Annotated in this window: 15 protein-coding genes; 10 read left to right on the top strand and 5 right to left on the bottom strand. The window is 62.5% G+C overall.

Annotated elements, in window-relative coordinates:
- The first annotated feature begins 88 nt into the window (after nucleotides 1-88).
- The 5 genes from lgt (at nucleotide 89) to E8Q41_RS12030 (ending at nucleotide 4,948) form a co-directional block, all read left to right on the top strand.
- Nucleotides 89-943 carry a prolipoprotein diacylglyceryl transferase gene (gene lgt / locus E8Q41_RS12050; RefSeq protein ID WP_246660169.1) on the top strand — a complete coding sequence of 285 codons (855 nt, stop codon included), beginning with the start codon at nucleotides 89-91 and terminating at the stop codon, nucleotides 941-943.
- Complete coding sequence (locus E8Q41_RS12045; RefSeq protein ID WP_137155792.1) at nucleotides 940-2,037, top strand: class I SAM-dependent methyltransferase; 1,098 nt, start codon at nucleotides 940-942, stop codon at nucleotides 2,035-2,037. The genes lgt and E8Q41_RS12045 overlap by 4 nt, the downstream gene beginning before the upstream one ends.
- A 102-nt stretch (nucleotides 2,038-2,139) precedes the next feature.
- On the top strand, nucleotides 2,140-2,940 hold the full coding sequence (gene pgeF, locus E8Q41_RS12040; RefSeq protein WP_137155791.1) for a peptidoglycan editing factor PgeF: 801 nt from the start codon (nucleotides 2,140-2,142) through the stop codon (nucleotides 2,938-2,940).
- A gap of 2 nt (nucleotides 2,941-2,942) precedes the next feature.
- Nucleotides 2,943-4,094: a Xaa-Pro peptidase family protein gene (locus E8Q41_RS12035; protein ID WP_137155790.1), complete on the top strand. Its 1,152-nt coding sequence runs from the start codon at nucleotides 2,943-2,945 to the stop codon at nucleotides 4,092-4,094.
- 71 nt (nucleotides 4,095-4,165) lie between these two features.
- Nucleotides 4,166-4,948: a hypothetical protein gene (locus tag E8Q41_RS12030; RefSeq protein ID WP_137155789.1), complete on the top strand. Its 783-nt coding sequence runs from the start codon at nucleotides 4,166-4,168 to the stop codon at nucleotides 4,946-4,948.
- Here E8Q41_RS12030 and E8Q41_RS12025 read toward each other — a convergent pair whose 3' ends face one another.
- Nucleotides 4,949-5,836: an NAD(P)/FAD-dependent oxidoreductase gene (locus tag E8Q41_RS12025; RefSeq protein ID WP_137155788.1), complete on the bottom strand. Its 888-nt coding sequence runs from the start codon at nucleotides 5,834-5,836 to the stop codon at nucleotides 4,949-4,951.
- Nucleotides 5,823-6,278: an Rrf2 family transcriptional regulator gene (locus E8Q41_RS12020; RefSeq protein ID WP_137155787.1), complete on the bottom strand. Its 456-nt coding sequence runs from the start codon at nucleotides 6,276-6,278 to the stop codon at nucleotides 5,823-5,825. Before E8Q41_RS12020 ends, E8Q41_RS12025 begins: the two co-directional genes overlap by 14 nt.
- Before the next feature lie 141 nt (nucleotides 6,279-6,419).
- Here E8Q41_RS12020 and E8Q41_RS12015 point away from each other — a divergent pair, with 141 nt between their 5' ends.
- The 3 genes from E8Q41_RS12015 (at nucleotide 6,420) to E8Q41_RS12005 (ending at nucleotide 10,174) form a co-directional block, all read left to right on the top strand.
- Complete coding sequence (locus tag E8Q41_RS12015; protein ID WP_137155786.1) at nucleotides 6,420-8,159, top strand: DUF4189 domain-containing protein; 1,740 nt, start codon at nucleotides 6,420-6,422, stop codon at nucleotides 8,157-8,159.
- A gap of 166 nt (nucleotides 8,160-8,325) precedes the next feature.
- Complete coding sequence (locus E8Q41_RS12010) at nucleotides 8,326-9,261, top strand: ribose-phosphate pyrophosphokinase (RefSeq protein WP_137155785.1); 936 nt, start codon at nucleotides 8,326-8,328, stop codon at nucleotides 9,259-9,261.
- A gap of 64 nt (nucleotides 9,262-9,325) precedes the next feature.
- A complete protein-coding gene (locus tag E8Q41_RS12005; RefSeq protein ID WP_137155784.1) occupies nucleotides 9,326-10,174 on the top strand; it encodes a hypothetical protein in 849 nt (282 codons plus the stop codon).
- Between the two features lie 202 nt (nucleotides 10,175-10,376).
- On the opposite strand, the gene E8Q41_RS12000 is transcribed toward E8Q41_RS12005, so the two are convergent.
- The 3 genes from E8Q41_RS12000 to E8Q41_RS11990 form a co-directional block, all read right to left on the bottom strand.
- Nucleotides 10,377-12,230 carry an EAL domain-containing protein gene (locus tag E8Q41_RS12000; RefSeq protein ID WP_170976460.1) on the bottom strand — a complete coding sequence of 618 codons (1,854 nt, stop codon included), beginning with the start codon at nucleotides 12,228-12,230 and terminating at the stop codon, nucleotides 10,377-10,379.
- Between the two features lie 374 nt (nucleotides 12,231-12,604).
- Nucleotides 12,605-13,570: a helix-turn-helix domain-containing protein gene (locus tag E8Q41_RS11995; protein ID WP_137155782.1), complete on the bottom strand. Its 966-nt coding sequence runs from the start codon at nucleotides 13,568-13,570 to the stop codon at nucleotides 12,605-12,607.
- Between the two features lie 190 nt (nucleotides 13,571-13,760).
- Nucleotides 13,761-15,221, bottom strand: a complete 1,461-nt coding sequence (locus E8Q41_RS11990; RefSeq protein WP_137155781.1) for a hypothetical protein — start codon at nucleotides 15,219-15,221, stop codon at nucleotides 13,761-13,763.
- A 248-nt stretch (nucleotides 15,222-15,469) separates the two neighbouring features.
- Here E8Q41_RS11990 and E8Q41_RS11985 point away from each other — a divergent pair, with 248 nt between their 5' ends.
- Both E8Q41_RS11985 and pth read left to right on the top strand, forming a co-directional pair.
- Nucleotides 15,470-16,063: a 50S ribosomal protein L25/general stress protein Ctc gene (locus E8Q41_RS11985; RefSeq protein WP_137155780.1), complete on the top strand. Its 594-nt coding sequence runs from the start codon at nucleotides 15,470-15,472 to the stop codon at nucleotides 16,061-16,063.
- Between the two features lie 158 nt (nucleotides 16,064-16,221).
- Nucleotides 16,222-16,920: an aminoacyl-tRNA hydrolase gene (gene pth / locus E8Q41_RS11980; RefSeq protein ID WP_137155873.1), complete on the top strand. Its 699-nt coding sequence runs from the start codon at nucleotides 16,222-16,224 to the stop codon at nucleotides 16,918-16,920.
- Nucleotides 16,921-17,167 lie beyond the last annotated feature (247 nt).

The raw sequence follows: 17,167 nt of genomic DNA, 5'->3' as shown, positions 1-17,167 counted from the left end.
CCGTTGACCGCGTCCCGCCTCTGTCTTGCGCAGGCAACCATGCTATAAGCCGCCGATCCCGCGAACAAGACTTGCATGGAGCGAGCCATTGACCGAGGCGTTGTACAATCTCGCCATACTGCCCTTTCCCGACATCGATCCTGTCGCCCTGTCTCTCGGGCCGATCTCGGTCAAATGGTACGGGATCTCCTATGTCGTCGGCATCCTGCTCGGCTGGGCCTATGCGCGCAAGATCGTCACCACCCCGCGGCTCTGGCGCAACGACAAGCCGGCGATGACGCTGAACGATATCGATGATTTCGTGTTTTGGGCGGCGATCGGCATCGTGGTCGGCGGACGTCTCGGCTATATTCTGTTCTATGATCTCGACAGCGTGCTGGCCGACCCGGTGCGGGCGATCCAGATCTGGAACGGCGGCATGTCTTTCCATGGCGGCATCACCGGCACCACCATCGCCATGATCCTCTTTGCCCGGCGGCGCGGCATCCGCGTCTGGTCGCTGTTCGACGTCGTCGCCACCGTCTGCGTGACCGGCCTGTTCATGGGCCGCATCGCCAATTTCATCAACGGCGAATTGTGGGGCAAGATCACCAATGTTCCCTGGGCCGTGGTGTTTCCCGGACAGGAGCCCTTTGCGCGGCATCCGAGCCAGCTCTATGAAGCGGGTCTCGAAGGCATCGTCACCGGCCTGATCCTCGCAGCGCTCGTCTTCCTGCGCGGCAGCCTGAAGACGCCCGGCTTCACCGCCGGCGCCTTCGTCTCCCTCTATGCATTGTCGCGCATTTCGGTCGAATTCGTCCGTGAGCCGGATGCGCAGCTCGGCTATCTCGCCGGCGGCTGGCTGACCATGGGCATGGTGCTGTCTTTGCCCATGCTTCTTCTCGGCATCTGGGCGATGGCCCGCGCCAAGCGCGCCGCCAGCCGTGAGTTGGCCGACGCATGACGACGCCGCTTCGAGAGAAAATCCGCGCCATCATCCGCGCCAACGGCCCGATTTCGATCACCGACTATTTCGCGCTCTGCCTCGCCGACCCCGAGCACGGCTATTACAAGACCCGCGATCCTTTCGGCCGCGGCGGCGATTTCGTCACCGCTCCTGAAATCAGCCAGCTGTTCGGCGAAATGATCGGCGTCTTCTTCGTCGAGGCCTGGCGGCGGCATCTGAAGCCGGTCGACCGCCTGCGCATCGCCGAAATCGGCCCCGGACGCGGCACGATGATGGCCGACATCCTTCGCACCGTCGAGCGGCTGGAACCGGAGCTCTACGCCGCAGCCACCGTGCATATGATCGAGACCAGCCCGACGCTGCGCGAGGTCCAGGCGAAGACGCTGGCCAACCATGCCGGCAAGACCGAATGGAGCGAGACCTTCGACGCCATCCCGGAGGGGTTCCTGCTGCTGGTCGCCAATGAATTTTTCGACGCCGTGCCGATCCGCCAATTCGTCAAGACGCCGAACGGTTTTCGCGAGCGGTTGGTCGGGCTCGATGCCGACGACCGGTTGACCTTTGCGATCGGCGTGGCGGGCGTCGATCCCATCCTGCTGCCTCCGGGGCATCGCGAGGCGCCGATCGGTGCCGTGGCGGAACTCGCGCCGGCGCGCGCCGCCATCATGCAGGCGATTTCCGAACGGCTGTTCCGCACCGGCGGCGTCGGCCTGATCATCGATTATGGCCATATCGAGCAGGGCTTCGGCGATACGCTGCAGGCGATCTACCGGCATCGCTATGATCCGCCGCTCGCCCATCCCGGCGAAGCGGATCTGACCAGCCATGTCGATTTCTCCGCGCTCGCCGATGTCGCGCGCCATTGCGCCATTCATGTCGCCGGCCTTGGCGGCCAGGGGGATTTCCTGCTCGGCCTCGGTCTTGCCGACCGGGCCGGCGCGCTCGGCGCCGGCAAGGATGCGGCGCGGCAGGAAGAGATCGTGGCCGCGGTCAAACGTCTGGCGGGCGATGGCGAAAACGACATGGGCGATCTGTTCAAGGCGCTGGTGGTGACGAGCCCGGCGGTGGATCTTCCGCCGTTCCAGAGTTGACTCGACTCCCGTGAGGCTGCAAACATCCGCCAGCCTCACGGCGACTGCGCCGCGCGCCGACGCCCATCCGACCGACAGTGTTTGACAAGGCTACCCTTCCCCATGCCCCATTCCACCCCGCAAGACATCGAGCCGATCCGCAGCGCGCTGTTGTCGGAAGCAACCGGCGCGGCCATCGAACATGGCTTTTTCACCCGCAAGGGCGGCGTCTCGGAAGGGTTCTATGCGGGCCTCAATGTCGGACTGGGCTCCAAGGATGCGCCGACGGCGATCCAGGAAAATCGCGCCCGTGTGGCCGCCTGGTTCGGCCGATCGGTGGACGACCTCGCCACGCTTTATCAGATCCATTCCGCCGACGTTGTCATGGTGGACGCCTCCAGTAGAGGCGAGCGCCCGCAGGCCGACGGCCAGGTCACCGCAACGCCGGGCGTCGTACTGGGCGTGCTGACGGCCGATTGCGGCCCGGTTCTGTTCGCAGATCCGCACGCCCGCGTCATCGGCGCGGCGCATGCCGGCTGGAAAGGCGCGCTCGGCGGCGTGCTCGAAGCCACGATCGAGGCGATGATCGCGCTCGGCGCGATCCGCGAGCGCATCGTCGCCAGCCTCGGCCCATCGATATCCCAGGCCAGTTACGAAGTGGGTCCGGAATTCGTCGCCCGCTTTCTTGAGTTGAACCCGGCATGGTCTCGCTTTTTCATACCGTCCGAAATACCTGATCACAGCATGTTCGATCTGCCGGCCCTGACCGTCGAACGGTTGCGCGCCGCAGGCGTTCAAGCTGAGAACATCGACCGATGCACCTATGCCGACGAGGAAAATTTCTTCTCCTATCGCCGCACGACGCATCGCAAGGAAGACGATTACGGCCGGCAAATCTCGGCCATCATGATCAGGGAGAACTAGTCATGGCGCTGCATTTCTCACGCGACGAATTCGCCGCCCGCCTCGAACTCCTGAAAGCGCGGATGAAGGAGGAGCGGCTCGACGCCATGCTGCTCTTCGCCCAGGAAAGCATGTATTGGCTGACGGGCTACGACACATTCGGCTACTGCTTCTTCCAGACTCTGGTGGTGAAGGCCGACGGCCAGATGGTGCTGATGACGCGCTCGGCCGATCTGCGCCAGGCGAAACTCACCTCCACCATCGAGGATATCCGCATCTGGATCGACCGCGCCAATGCCGATCCGGCCGCTGATCTCAAGAATCTGCTGATGGAGCTGGATCTGCTCGGCGCCCGCATCGGCGTCGAATATGACACGCATGGCCTGACCGGCAAGAACGCCCGGCTGCTCGACAACCAGCTCACCTCCTTCGGCACCATCCTAGACGCCTCCTATGTCGTGAGCCGCCTCCGGCTGGTGAAGTCACAGGCAGAGATCGATTATGCGACCCGCGCCGCAGTCCTCGCCGACGATGCGCTGGAAGCCGCGCTGCCGCTCATCAAGCCCGGCGCAAACGAGGCCGACATCCTGGCCGCCATGCAGGGCGCCATTTTCTCAGGCGGCGGCGATTACCCCGCCAACGAGTTCATCATCGGCTCGGGACCCGAGGCGCTGCTTTGCCGCTACAAGGCCGGCCGCCGCATTCTCGACCCCGTCGACCAGCTGACGCTGGAATGGGCCGGCGCCTATGCGCATTACCACGCCGCAATGATGCGGACGATCGTCATCGGCAAGCCCAACGATCGGCAGAAGGAACTCTACGCCGCCGCCCGCGACACGATCGAGGCCATCGAACAGGTGCTCGCGCCCGGCTCGACCTTCGGCGACGTCTTCGACACCCATGCCCGCATCATGGACGAGCGCGGGCTCGCCCGCCACAGGCTCAACGCCTGCGGCTATTCGCTCGGCGCGCGCTTCTCGCCGTCCTGGATGGAGCACCAGATGTTCCATGTCGGCAATCCCGAACCGATCCTGCCGGGCATGACGCTGTTCGTGCATATGATCATCATGGACAGCGAGACCGGCGTCGCCATGACGCTCGGCCAGACCTATCTCACCACCTCCGGCCCCGCCAAGTGTCTGAGCCGGCTGGGCCTTGACCTGTTGTCCGTGTGAAGTTTGCGGAATTGACAGAGTGCCGCGCTCGCCGTCATAAACTTGCAACGGGTGACGAGCGGGAGTCGACAATGCGGCGATACGGATGTCTGGCGATCATCGGTTCGGCGCTGATGGCGTTGTCGGCCTGCAACACCACCGATGCGCTGACGCCGAAGGCCGACATTCCCAATGCACCCGCGACCGCTGCGAGCGAGCAGGTCGTGCCGGTCGATCCTTCCGCTGATGCGCCAGCCAGCCGGCAAGCTGCAGCTGAGCCCAGGGCCGCTTTGCCGCCCATCGACGGCGGCGACGATCCCATGCCGCCGCAGAACACGCTCGAAGCCCAGGCCCAGGCGCTGCAGAGCGGTCAGGCCAATCCCGCCGCAACCGAGCCCGCCGCCGCCACGCCTGCAGCGCCTCGCGCCAACAATGGCAGCCTCGGCGCCAATCTCTACCGCACCGACGGCGCCAAACCGGCGACGCCCAGCATCTATTCCAACCAGCCGGTCAAGGGCGCGATCCGCTTCATGCCGATCATCGGCGCGCCGATCGCCGCGGTGACGCCGCTGTCACGCGAACTCGGAACATCGGCGCGCGGCAATGGACTGACGATCAAGGGATCCAACGACCAGAGCGCCGAACATGTGCTGAAGGGCTATCTTTCCGCCTTCGCCGACGGGCAGAAGGTGACGGTGATCTATGTCTGGGATGTGCTCGACAATGCCGGCGCGCGCCTGCACCGCATTCAGGGCCAGGAAGTCGTCCCCGCCAAGGGCAACGACGCCTGGAGCTCGGTGCCGCCCGAGGTCATGCAATCAATCGGTTCGGCCACCATAGCCGCCTATATGAAATGGCGGGAGAGCCAGGGCTGATCAGTCGAACATCAGCGACCGATGCGCCGACACGCCCGCCATGGCGCCGTCGCCGACTGCGATCGACACCGACCCCGCCATGCGCGCAAGATCGCCGCAGGCGAAGACGCCGTTAATGCTGCTTTCCATCATCGGGGAGACGTCGACATAGCGGCCGAGCGGTCCTTCCTTGAAGGCGCAGCCCAGCTGATCGGCCAGCGGAGATGACGGGATGGTGGTCGGCGCGGTGAACACACCGTCGAAAGACAGTCGGCGGTCATCGGCAAGGACGATGTCCGCTTCGCCCTCCAAGCCCTGGAGGGGAATGGTTTCCACCAGGGTTCCTCGCGCCGCGAGAGCCTCGCTCTGTTCGGCGTTCGGCGTGAAGCTGCCATTGGTGAAAAGGGTGGTCTCGCCCCAATCCGGCAGCATGAGCGCGTGATGCATGGAGATCTCGCCCACCCCAATCACCGCGATCTTGCCCTGGTTCAGCTCATAGCCATGGCAATAGGGGCAATGAAACACCCGCCGTCCCCAGCGCTCGGCGAGACCGGGAATCTCAGGCAGGATGTCCTGCACGCCCATGGCCAGCACCAGGCGCCGGCCGTGAATGGCAGTTCCGTCGTCGAGCCAGATTGAAAAATCGTTCTTTCCGCCATGCGCGCGCTCTGCCCGTCCTTGATGGAGAGAGACGGTCGGGTATTGAAGAACCTGCGCCCGCGCCTCCTCCATGATCTGACCCGGCGCACGGCCATCCTGGCCCAGAAAGCCATGTGAGGCTTCAGCGAAACGATTGCGCCTCAAACCGGCGTCAATGATCAGCACCTTCCGGCGCGCGCGGGCCAACTGCAGGCTGGCGGCCAGGCCGGCATAGCTGCCGCCGACGACCACGACATCATAATGGGACATGAGAGCGTTCCTCTTTGTACGCCTGGAAACGGCGATGAAAATCCTCGAACAGTCGAGCGAGCGTGACAGCGCCCAGCCGCGCGATCAAAATAGCCTCCGCCTCGCGAAACGCGTCATCCAGCGCCGCGTTGACCGCCTTCTCGACAAGGCAGCCAGGGCTTTCATTGCGGTTGCCGATGGCGAAGGGCGCAGGCGCTCCGATAGCCTCGTAGACATCCCGGAGGCTGATGTCCTCCAACGGCCGCGCCAGAACCCAGCCGCCGCCATGGCCTTTGGAGGAAGAAACAAAACCCGCCTCGCGAAGCCCCGCCATGATCCGCCTGATGACCACGGGATTGGCATCCATATGTTTGGCAAGTTGCTCGGACGTCAGCGGCGCCGCAGCCTCGGCCATGTGCAGTATGGCGTGCAGCACGCCGGACAATCGGGAATCTCTTTTCATGTAACTTTATATGTAGCATGATTTGATATATTCAAGATGTTTGGAAAAATTTGGTTATTTGAGTTTCCGTCCAAATCTTGCCCATCTGCGGCCCTAGTCAGGGTGAGACAGGCCCCCCTTGCACCCAGGAGCTGATATACAGTGGCGGAGATCGACATCAAACAGGACGCCCAGACCGGCGTCGCCACCATCACCATCATGGACCCGCCGGATGGCGAAACCCGATTCCGGCTGCGCGATGTCGCATCGGGAAAGTATCTCTCCAAACGCGGCTGGAGCAAGACCGCCAACTTCCTGCCCGGAGACGCCGAGATCGTCGATGGGCAGGCGCTGTTGACGCTCGAGCCCGATCTGGCTCGGAAGATCCCCGCTTTCGCCGCGCTTGAAATCGAAGCGCCCGCCGCCGCCTTCGTGCACCCGGTGATCTGGACAGGCGGCAAGGACGCGCCGCCGGCAGTGGCGGACACCGTAGATGACGAGGAAGAGGCCCGCGATGAGAGCCTTGCCGCAATCGGCTTGGTTCCCCTTGCTGCATCCGCCGACGACGAAGGGGACATCATTTCCGACCAAGCCAATAGCGACCAAGCCGCCGCCGATGCAGCGCCGTCCGAGACGCCCAATATAGCGCCGGTGTCTTCCGCCGACGCTTTGGTCCCCGCCAAGGAAGAGCCGACCGCAACCGAGACCGCTGGCGGTGAAACCGAGAAGACGCCAGCTCCAACCGAACCCGCGGCGGAGAGCGCCTCTGCGCCGGAAACCCGCTTGCGCCTAGCCGGCGACAGGCTGGAGGATCACCAGCCCTCGCGCTGGCGTCCCACCGCGATCGCGGCCTGCGTGTTTCTGCTGCTCGGCACGGGCCTCGGCTATGCGCTGTTCGGAGGCGATGGCGGCGCGGAAGCCAGCAGCCCCGGCGCCAACAGCGCCGTGATCGCCCAGGGGAAGATCGACGAAATTCAAAGCCGCGCCGACCAGGCCGCCAAAGAACGCGACAAGGCGCGCGAAGAGCTTGCCGACGCCCGGAAGGAGTTGGACGAGTTGAAGGCGAGCCAGGCGTCTTCGGCAGGCGACGCCACTTCCCCCAATGAGGATATCGAAAAGGCGAACGCCGCGCTTCTCGAACGCAGCAATCAGTTGCGCGAGGCCCAAGCCAAGGTATCCGTGCTGACGGTGCAGCTCGAAGCCCTGCAGAAGGTCGCCGCCGATGCGGCCTCCGCCAAGCTCGAACGCCAGCAGCTCGCCGACAGGGTCACGCAGCTGACCGCCGATCTCAACGCTGCGAAGAACGCCGCGCCTGCCGAAGACGATGCGGGCGTCGTCGGGACCGCCGGACCTTCGGCGCGTGAAAAGCAGCTCGAAGCCGAAGTCGCCGATCTCAAGGAAGAACGCGATCTCTTCCAGACCCAGCTCAACAAGCTGAACGACAGCATGACGGCGCTGAGGGCCGACAAGGAAAAACTGGAAACCCGGATCGCCTCATTGAAGACGCCGCAGCCGGGCGACGAATTGGCCGCCGCCGTGCAGACGCCGGCTGCGCCGCCGCCGGGCGTCTGGGGCGCAGCGTCGATCGACCAGGCGGGCGTCATCTATTCCGTGCAGAACCAGCAAGGCGAACGCGACGCCCGTCAGGCGGCGGCAAGCAAATGCTCGAGCCAGTCGCGATTCCGTTGCGAGCCTCTGCTGACCTTCGCCAACGCCTGCTTCAGCGTGGCGCGGTTCCAGGGAGAAGCGCCGTCCGGCGACAACTTCGCCTATTTCGTGCACGAAAACAAACGTGTGGCGATCCGCACCGCGCTCAAGCATTGCCGCGGCCTCGGCGCGCTCTGCGATACGCGCCTCACCGCCTGCTCGCCCGACGCGGCGTCCCAGGCCTCCGCCGACTGACCCGCGACAACGACGCGGCCGCGACGCCGATCACCCTACGGCGCGCAAACCGTGAGCGCTGATTTACCGCGTTGCAAAACAGCGGGGGGATTCGTCGGAATCCCCTTGCATTCACGGCAAAGCCGGTTATTAAGCCGGCATCCGGCATGAAAACAGGCGGCAGGTCATGAAGGTTTTTTCGGGCAATTCCAACCGGCAACTGGCCGAGGCGATCTGTTCCTATCTGAACGTTCCACTCGGCAAGGCAAGCGTCCGGAGATTTGCCGACCAGGAAATCTTCGTCGAAATTCAGGAAAATGTCCGCGGCGAAGATATCTTCGTCGTCCAGTCTACGTCCTATCCCGTCAATGACAATCTGATGGAACTGCTGATCATGATCGACGCTTTTCGTCGGTCGTCAGCGCGCCGGATCACAGCCGTGCTGCCCTATTTCGGCTATGCCCGACAGGATCGCAAATCCGGCCCCCGCACGCCGATCTCCGCCAAGCTGGTCGCCAATCTGATCACCGAAGCCGGCGCCGACCGCGTGCTGACGCTCGACCTGCATGCAGGCCAGATCCAGGGCTTCTTCGACATTCCCACCGACAATCTCTTCGCGGTGCCGGTTCTCGCCCGTGATGTGAAGTCGCATTACGACCTCGACAACGTCGTCGTGGTGTCTCCGGACGTCGGCGGCGTGGTGCGCGCCCGTTCGCTCGCCAAGCGACTGTCCGACCGCAACCTCGCCATCGTCGACAAGCGCCGCGAGCGCGCCGGCGAATCCGAAGTGATGAACGTGGTCGGCGACGTCACCGGCAAGGACTGTCTGTTGATCGACGACATCGTCGATTCCGGCGGCACGCTCTGCAACGCCGCCGAGGCGCTCCTGAACGAAGGCGCAACCAGCGTCACCGCCTATATCACTCATGGCGTTCTCTCTGGCGGCGCGGTCAACCGTGTTGTGGCGTCCAAGCTGAAGGAACTGGTAATCACCGATTCCATACAGCCGACCACCGCCGTGCTGCAGGCCGCCAATATTCGTGTTCTTTCCACGGCGCCTCTCATCGGCGAAGCAATCAATCGCACTGCGCTCGAGGAGTCGGTGTCGAGCTTGTTCGACTAGGAAACAAGGCGACGACTGTTTCGTGTCACCGTCGCCAGAGCTGCCGCAGGGAGCGGGAGGTCAAGTGGCGCTCACTCATGACTACTTGCTCGGTTATCCCGGATTTAAAGATCTGGTCAGGATCCAGTCACGTCGTCTGATCGAAGCATCGGACGCCGAAGCCCGGCTGTCGAGCGCCTTCACCAACCAGCAGCGTTGGCTGATGAGCCATATCGGCTTTGCTCTCTATTTCGAGCAGATGCGCGACCCCTCCGCGCCGGGGCTCAACATCACCACCTTTACCGAAACCATGGCGGAACTCGGCATCGCCAGCCGCAACACCGCCGACGCCTATTGCAAGGAACTGATCAATTACGGCTATCTCGTCACCGCCGACAGCAAGCAGGACCGCCGCAGAAAACCCTTGAAGCCTCTGCCCGCGGTGTTCCAGATCTACCAATTCTGGCTGCTGGTCCATCTCGACACGCTGGACAAGATCGCGCCGGCGAACCGCGCGCAGCGCTTCATGGCCGATCCCTCCGCTCTGGCGCGCATCCAGCCGACGCTGGCCCGCGGCTTGGCGCGGCGAAGAGGCTTCGATGCAATCGGACGTGACTTCGCCCTGCTCAACTGGCTCGACGCTGGGGCGCATCTGATGGACATCCTTGCCCAGAACTGGCGTCCGGACCCCGATCGGCCAGACCGGCTGATATGTTCGTTCATCGCCACGTCGGAACTGGCCGCGCGCCTCGCCATTTCACGGCCGCATCTGTCGAGAAAGCTGCGGGAAGCGCAGGAGCATGATGCGATGGGCTGGACCGGGCTGCCGGGAAAATCACCGCTCTGGGTGGGGCAAAAGTTCCTCGACGACTATCTTCTCGGCCAGGCGGTAAAGCTGGCGGTGATCGACGAGGCCTGCGAAACCGGCCTCTGACATCGACCCGCAATGGTCGCCAAATACACCCAAAAATGATAAGCTCACTAATATTGACCGTTGCAACCAACGCGTTTACGACTTCAAAGTCGGGGCCGCCGGGAGATCCACTTGCCCGGACAAGAGATCACCCCATCTCCTGAAACTCCGGCGGCCTCTTTCCGGCACACTGTCGAACCGTTTATTTTACGGATTTTTTGCGTCATGCGGCGTGAGAAGCAGCCATCTCTGATTGAATTCGTTCGATCGCCGCCGCCTCGCTCATCGGTCGTCCGAAAAAATAACCCTGGTACAGATTGAGGCCGAGCGCTTTCAGCGCCATCGCCTGCTCCTGCGTTTCCACGCCTTCGATGACGCAGGCGCAGTCGAGATTGCGAGCGAGATCGTTCAGCGTCCGGATGATATTGCGGCTGACGGCGCTCTCGCTGATGTCGGTGATGAAGCTTCTGTCGATCTTCAGCGCGCTGACCGGCAAGCGATGGATCTGGCCGAGATTGGATTGGCCGACGCCGAAATCGTCAAGCGCCACGCCGATTCCGAGATCGCGCAGACGACGGAGATTGCCGGTGGCCACCTGCAACTTCTGCATGACAGCCGTTTCCGTCAACTCGAACACCAGCCGATGCGGATCGAAGCCGCTGCGGCCCAGACTGTCGAGCAGCCCGTCCAGCACCTGCGGCGTTTCGATATCCTTGATCGACAGGTTGAAGGACAGGATCACATCGTCGGGCCATGCGCTCGCCGCTTTCAGCGCCCGGGCGAAAATCGACAGCGTCAGCGCCCCGATCATCCCGCAGCGCTCGGCGACGGGAATGAAGACGTCGGGTCGGACAGGGCCCAGCACGGGTGAATCCCAGCGCGCGAGCACTTCGAAACCATAGGTCCGACTTCGGCTTTCGCACCAGAGCGGCTGGAAGGCGAGCTGGAATTCCTGATCGAGATCCGCGCGCTTGATCTCCTGCTCCACCAGGCTGCGATAGGCGATTTCGGTGGCGAGTGCCTGCGTGAACAGGATAACCTCTCCCCGGCGCGTTTGTTTGGCGTGGTAGAGAGCGTAATCGGCATGTTCGAACGCCTCTTCGGCCGTGAAACAATGCTGCGGAAAAATGGTCACCCCGCTCGAGCCGCCGACACGCACCGAAACTTCCGGCAAGTCGAGCGGCGGCTTCAACTCGGCGATGAGCCGCGCGGCGGCGGCGACCGCCGCCTCGTCGGAGACCGGATTTCTGAGGATGAAGCCGAATTCGTCGCCGCCGAGCCTGGCGATCTCCAGCCCCTCGCGCTCTGCCGCGAGCGACAGCCGCCGACCGACCTCGATCAAGACTTTGTCGCCGACGCCATGGCCATAGGCGTCGTTGACCGGCTTGAACCCGTCGAGATCGACCATGCCGATGGCGAGCCTTTCGCTGGCGGCCTCCGCCGCAGCCAGGCGCTGTTCGAGCGCGGTCACGAACCAGCGGCGATTATAAAGACCGGTCAGGCTGTCGAGGTTGGCGAGACGGAGATTTTCCTCGGAAAGACGCAGGGCCTCCTGCTGTTGCGCTTGGATCTCTTTGCGAGACGCGATGAGATTGGCGAAGTCGGTGTAGTAGATCTGCAGGATGAACAACAGCGCCGCCGAGACGAGCAGAACATTGACCGCGATCATTTGGAACACTTCGACCCCGGTCGAGGCGAAGAACAGCACGTAAGGACCGAGCACGATGAACACCAGCATCACTGCCGAAGCCCGCAAATGCATCAGGCAGAAGATGCAGCCGATGATCGTGATCGCCATGTAGAAAGCGACATGCCCCCTCTCGAGGTCGCCACCATAGCCATAGAGCGAAAATGCCCAGGCGGTGAAGCCGACGCCGAGCACGACGGTGAAGCGGAGGGTGCCGCGCAGCCGTGCGATAGCCGCCTCCGCGGTGATCGCCTGCTTGCGCCTCGCGACCCAGCCGACCAGCCTGTAGCCGCAGAGAAGATAGAGGATGCTCGGCGCGCCGATCGTCAACTGCCAGGGCGCCAGGCCTGCATGGGTGATGGAAAGCGCGACCGTGTTGGCCAACAGCATCAGATACATCAACGGAACTTGACGCTGGAATGCCGAGAATTGGGCAAGCGCGAGTTCGGGCCTGTCCGTCGGAATGGCAAAAAACTGTACTAAGATCCGCAACATTCGCTCCCCCGCCAGTCTCTAGCACCTACCACGAGTGGTTTAATGCAGGCTTAATCGGGGCCTCATCCGTAACGGATGTCAAGGTAGAAGCGTCCTGAACGCGCTGGAAAAGAGCAAGAAGCGCGCAAACAACCGCAATTTCCCTGTAATCAGAAGTCGAGTAAGCGCGACCTTAAATGCAGAGGCTGTTCCCAGACGCTCCCTATTCGAGATCACACTGGCGGCGCCGGTGAACTGATCCGCCTCCACCTACCCGTTCATATCGATCGTCACTCACCGTGCAGGTTGAGCTTGTTGATCTTCCTGTGCAGAGTCGCCCTGCTGATGCCGAGCATCTGCGCCGTCAGCGACACATTGCCGTTGTTGCGCGCCAGCGCCCGCCTCAATGCGGCGCGTTCCGCTTCCAGCAGGTCGGCGCTCCTGTCGTCGCGCGTTTCGCTCAGAATGTCGGAGGCCGGTATGCCGCTCTGGATCATCGCGTCGTCGATCTTGAGCGCCAGCCGCGCGGCGCGGGTCGCGCCCAACACCATGTCGTCGCGATCCACCGCCAACAGCGCCGAGCCGGAATGCGACTGGTTGTCGAGCAGCACGATGCGGGCGCGGCTATAGGCGCGGCGGAAGAGATTGACCTCGATACGGCCGGCCGTGTCCCGCGCGGCTTGCGCCAGCACAGGCATGATCATTTCGGAGGCGTCGCGCCGGGCCGTGGAAATGTCGATCGCCGCGACGATCCGGCCTACATGGTCGCGCACCGGCGCAGACGCGCAAGACAGTCCGATATTGGATGAGAGAAAGTGCTGGTCGCGGAAAACCGTCACCATGCGCCCATCGGCGAGCGCAGTGCCGATGCCGTTGGTGCCGACGCTCGCCTCGCTCCACAGAGCGCCGGTCCATAGGCCGAGATCGCGAAATTCCTTGTCTTCGCCGTTGACGCCGCGACGGTCGAGCACGACGCCGTTGCTGTCGGTGATGACGATGCAGCAGCCGGCGCGGCCGACCATGCCGAACAGCCAGTCGAGCTCGCCCGCCGCTTCTTCGACGACATGGCCGGACTGGCCGAGCACTTCCTGAAATTCCGCTTCCGTCAGCCGGTGCGGGTCGCGCTTGTCTTCGGGCGTCAGCCCGTATCGTGTCAGACATCGCCGCCAGGACGCTGCAATCGGCGAACTCGCTCCGGCCGATTTCTCCTGGGTCAGTTGGTAGACTTTATCCGCGTGCTGGTTCGATCCAAGCATGAGCTCCTCCCAAAGCGTCTGCCCGTGTCTACATCCGGCGCTTTTCGCGCTGTCGTCACTCTCCCGGCATTTCCCTCACAGGATTATCATGAAAAGGCCGGCGAACATAAGGAAAATATGACGCATCTTTCCCCGCTCCGCCGGCCTGTCGCAAATCTGCGACGCTTCGTCCGTACCGCTTGGCGAGGCCTTACATCTTCATCGGCTGCCCGTTGATGATGACCTGGCCGTCAGCCCCCATCTTGACGTTCCAGAGGATGGAGCCGTCGGGTTGCTCGCGGCCGAAGCCCTTCATCATCAAGGCCATGAATGCGCCCTGGCCGAATTCGGGCACGGTCGCGGCGTTGTCCTGCAGGAACTTGACCGTCTTGTCGAAATCGCGGGCGACGATATCGACATTGATGTTCGGTTTGTCGCTTTGGGTCATCTCGACTTGCATCGATCCACTGAGCGCGATGTCATAAACGTCGGACTTGGCGGCGACATTGGTGAACTCGAAATTCATCTTGCCGTTCGGCAGCGCGATCTTGCCGAGTTCATCGGATTGTTGCGGCGTCAGCGGCTCGCTCTTGGTGAAGTCGGCGTGGTCGGCGAGATAGGTCACCACCCCTTCGAGATTGAGATCACGCATCGCCATGCCGAAGCTCAGCGATTTCGGCATGGCGGCTTCCGTGCCGGGCGGCAACAGACCGGCAGGGGCGGACGGATCGGTGGCGTTCACCTCGAACTCGAAGCGGCTGTCCGGCTTCAAGCCGTTGAAGGCGATCTTGTAGCCGATGTCGGCGGCCGAGAACGTCATGTTGGATGCATTGACTTTCACATCGCGGAAATGAATGTCCTCGACCAGATTGTCGACGAGCGGCACATTGGCGCGGATCAGCGCCTTGAGCTTGGCGCTCTCTTCCACCGACAGGGTCTTCTTGCCGGTTTTCACGAGATCGAGGACGAAGACGACGAGATCGCGCATCGGAGCGAGCCCGGCTTTGTCCATCTGCACGCGCCCGTCCATCGAGGCTGCGTCGATGCGCACTTGTCCGCCCTGTCCGGGGCCATTGATCGTCTCACTCAATCCGCTGACGCTGAAATTGCCGACGAGATCGCCGCGTCCGTTGACGACGTTTTCGAGCCGCGTGTCCTGCGCGGCCTTTGCGATCGCAATATCCACCATTTCCGGACCGGTCTGGGTGGTGATGGCGATGTTCTCATAGACGGTGTTGCTGGTGCGGAAGAAGGAGACGGCCGGGTCGAACAGGGCGTCGCCGGTCATCTTCTCGATCTTGTAAACGAAGGTGGACGACTTGCCTTCGGTATTGAAGCTGCCCGATACATCCAGCCGATCGTTGAGCTCGGCCTTCCACAACCCGTCATCCTGAGGCGTCAGGTAATAGGAGATCGGCTTCAGACCCTCGATCGTGAAGACCTTGGGATCGACATCCTTGAGAAGCGTGGCGAAGTCCATCCGCAACTCGTAACGCTGCGAGCCGGGCGTGACGGTCAAGAAACCGCTGTCATTGACGCTTTTCGGAAGATAATAGGTGAGGCTGTCGAGCAGTTTCTGGGCTCCGGCCTGGTTGATCTCGGCCGCGCGCGAGGCGGCGGGAGAAAAAGCGAGGGCGATGGCCGTCGCGGCGTATAGCGCTTTACGCATCATGGCAGGCTCCGTATGCGGTCGGATTCGACAATGCGGGGAGATTGCCCCGGCGTTCCCCCCGGGTCAATCGCGGCGGGCGCATCTTTCGGGACATGCGCGCGACTTGCATTGCCGGGGACATTGGGGTATAGGCGCGCATCCGCCGGGACACCCTTGGAGGCACGGCGGAGGCGTATCCACAAAGATATGTCGTTTTGGGTCGGCGTCCGCGCCGCTCGGGACACTCCGCAAACTTGAAAGGAATAGCCATGAGCCACGCAACTTACGAGCTCAAGGCCGAGCTGCGCGAACGGGTTGGTAAGGGGTCCTCCCGCGAACTTCGCCGCAACGGCCGCATCCCTGCCGTCATCTATGGCGACAAGCAGGCCCCCCTGTCCATTTCCCTCCCCGTGAAGGAAGTGACGCTGAAGATTCACGCCGGCGGTTTCATGACCACCGTCGCCACCATCGACGTCGACGGCCAGAAGATCTCGGTCCTGCCGAAGGATTATCAGCTGGATCCGGTCCGCGACTTCACCATGCATGTCGACTTCCTCCGCGTGTCCGGCAGCAGCCAGGTCACCGTCGAGATCCCGGTTCACTTCATCAATGAAGAAAAGTCCCCGGGCATCAAGATCGGCGGCGTGCTGAACGTCGTTCGTCACGAAGTCGAAGTCCATTGCCCGGCTGACGCCATCCCGGAATTCATCACGGCCGACCTCTCCGGCCTGAAGATCGGCGACGGCATCCACATCTCGCACGTCAAGCTGCCGGCTGGCGTGACCCCCGTGATCGCCGACCGCGACTTCACGATCGCCACGATCGTTGCCCCGGCTGGCGGCACGACCGGCGAAGCGGAATAACAACAAGACTATGGCCGTCCGGCGTATGCCGGACGGCGACTTCGAACCCCGCCGGCGCAAGCCGCGCGGGGTTTTTCATGCCGCGCCGTCTGGAATGGTTGACATTGCCAGCCGGTTGCGGCTTGGAAGGCGCAAACGGCAAGCCGAGGCATGAACCGATGAAGATCTTTGCAGGACTGGGCAATCCGGGCCCGAAATATCAAGGCAACCGCCACAATATCGGCTTCATGGCCATCGACGCCATTCACCGCAAGCTGCCTTTCGGCCCCTGGTCGAAGAAGTTCAAGGCTGAAATCTCCGAAGGCGAGATCGACGGCGAGAAGATCCTGCTGATGAAACCGCAGACCTTCATGAACCTTTCCGGCGAGAGTGTCGGCGAAGCCATGCGCTTCTACAAACTCACCCCCGCCGACATCACCGTCTTCCATGACGAGCTCGATTTGCCCGCAGCGAAAGTGCGCGTGAAAACAGGCGGCGGTCACGGCGGCCATAACGGGCTCAAATCCATGGACGCCCATTGCGGCAGGGAGTATCGCCGCGTGCGCCTCGGCATCGGCCATCCCGGCGCCAAGGAACTCGTGCACAACCATGTCCTCGGCGATTTCGCCAAGATCGACCAGACCTGGCTCGATCCGCTGCTCGACGACATCGCGCTTCATGCCGGTCTCCTGCTCAAGGGCGATGGAAGCCAGTTCATGAACAAGCTGTCGGGCGGCGACGCCAAGGTTGAACCCACAAAGCCGAAACCCGCCGGCCAGTCGCATATTCGCCAGGCCCGCCCCCAGGGCCCGAAGGCTGTGGCCACCGGGCCGATGGCCGAAATGCTGAAGAAGTTATTAGGCGATAAATCTGACTAAAATCATCGCCCGAAGCAGGCTGCATGTATATCTTGACAAGCGCAATCTGCGCTTAATCTAAAATACGCACCTCGCTAAAATAGAACTCCCTAAATAAATTGCCTTAATTGCATATCAACAAAGGATCGCAATCGGAAATTGGCGAAGATAATGGCGCCGGCAATGTCAGCGGTCACTTTTATTAAATCTCACTGTTTTCATTAATACAGCAGAAACCTCCAGAAGCGACTTTGCCGAACAACAGCAA

Origin of the sequence: Rhizobium sp. FKL33 (genome assembly GCF_005222915.1) — a bacterium.
Classification (GTDB): domain Bacteria; phylum Pseudomonadota; class Alphaproteobacteria; order Rhizobiales; family Rhizobiaceae; genus Rhizobium_E.
The sequence above is the reverse complement of the archived record's forward strand: the minus strand, read 5'-3'. Positions and strand labels throughout refer to the sequence as shown.

Coding starts and splice junctions, on each gene's coding strand:
- E8Q41_RS12045 (WP_137155792.1), top strand. CDS start 940: ATGACGACGCCGCTTCGAGAGAAAATCCGCGCCATCATCCGCGCCAAC.
- pgeF (WP_137155791.1), top strand. CDS start 2,140: ATGCCCCATTCCACCCCGCAAGACATCGAGCCGATCCGCAGCGCGCTG.
- E8Q41_RS12035 (WP_137155790.1), top strand. CDS start 2,943: ATGGCGCTGCATTTCTCACGCGACGAATTCGCCGCCCGCCTCGAACTC.
- E8Q41_RS12030 (WP_137155789.1), top strand. CDS start 4,166: ATGCGGCGATACGGATGTCTGGCGATCATCGGTTCGGCGCTGATGGCG.
- E8Q41_RS12025 (WP_137155788.1), bottom strand. CDS start 5,836: ATGTCCCATTATGATGTCGTGGTCGTCGGCGGCAGCTATGCCGGCCTG.
- E8Q41_RS12020 (WP_137155787.1), bottom strand. CDS start 6,278: ATGAAAAGAGATTCCCGATTGTCCGGCGTGCTGCACGCCATACTGCAC.
- E8Q41_RS12010 (WP_137155785.1), top strand. CDS start 8,326: ATGAAGGTTTTTTCGGGCAATTCCAACCGGCAACTGGCCGAGGCGATC.
- E8Q41_RS12000 (WP_170976460.1), bottom strand. CDS start 12,230: ATGCTGTTGGCCAACACGGTCGCGCTTTCCATCACCCATGCAGGCCTG.
- E8Q41_RS11995 (WP_137155782.1), bottom strand. CDS start 13,570: ATGCTTGGATCGAACCAGCACGCGGATAAAGTCTACCAACTGACCCAG.
- E8Q41_RS11990 (WP_137155781.1), bottom strand. CDS start 15,221: ATGATGCGTAAAGCGCTATACGCCGCGACGGCCATCGCCCTCGCTTTT.
- E8Q41_RS11985 (WP_137155780.1), top strand. CDS start 15,470: ATGAGCCACGCAACTTACGAGCTCAAGGCCGAGCTGCGCGAACGGGTT.
- pth (WP_137155873.1), top strand. CDS start 16,222: ATGAAGATCTTTGCAGGACTGGGCAATCCGGGCCCGAAATATCAAGGC.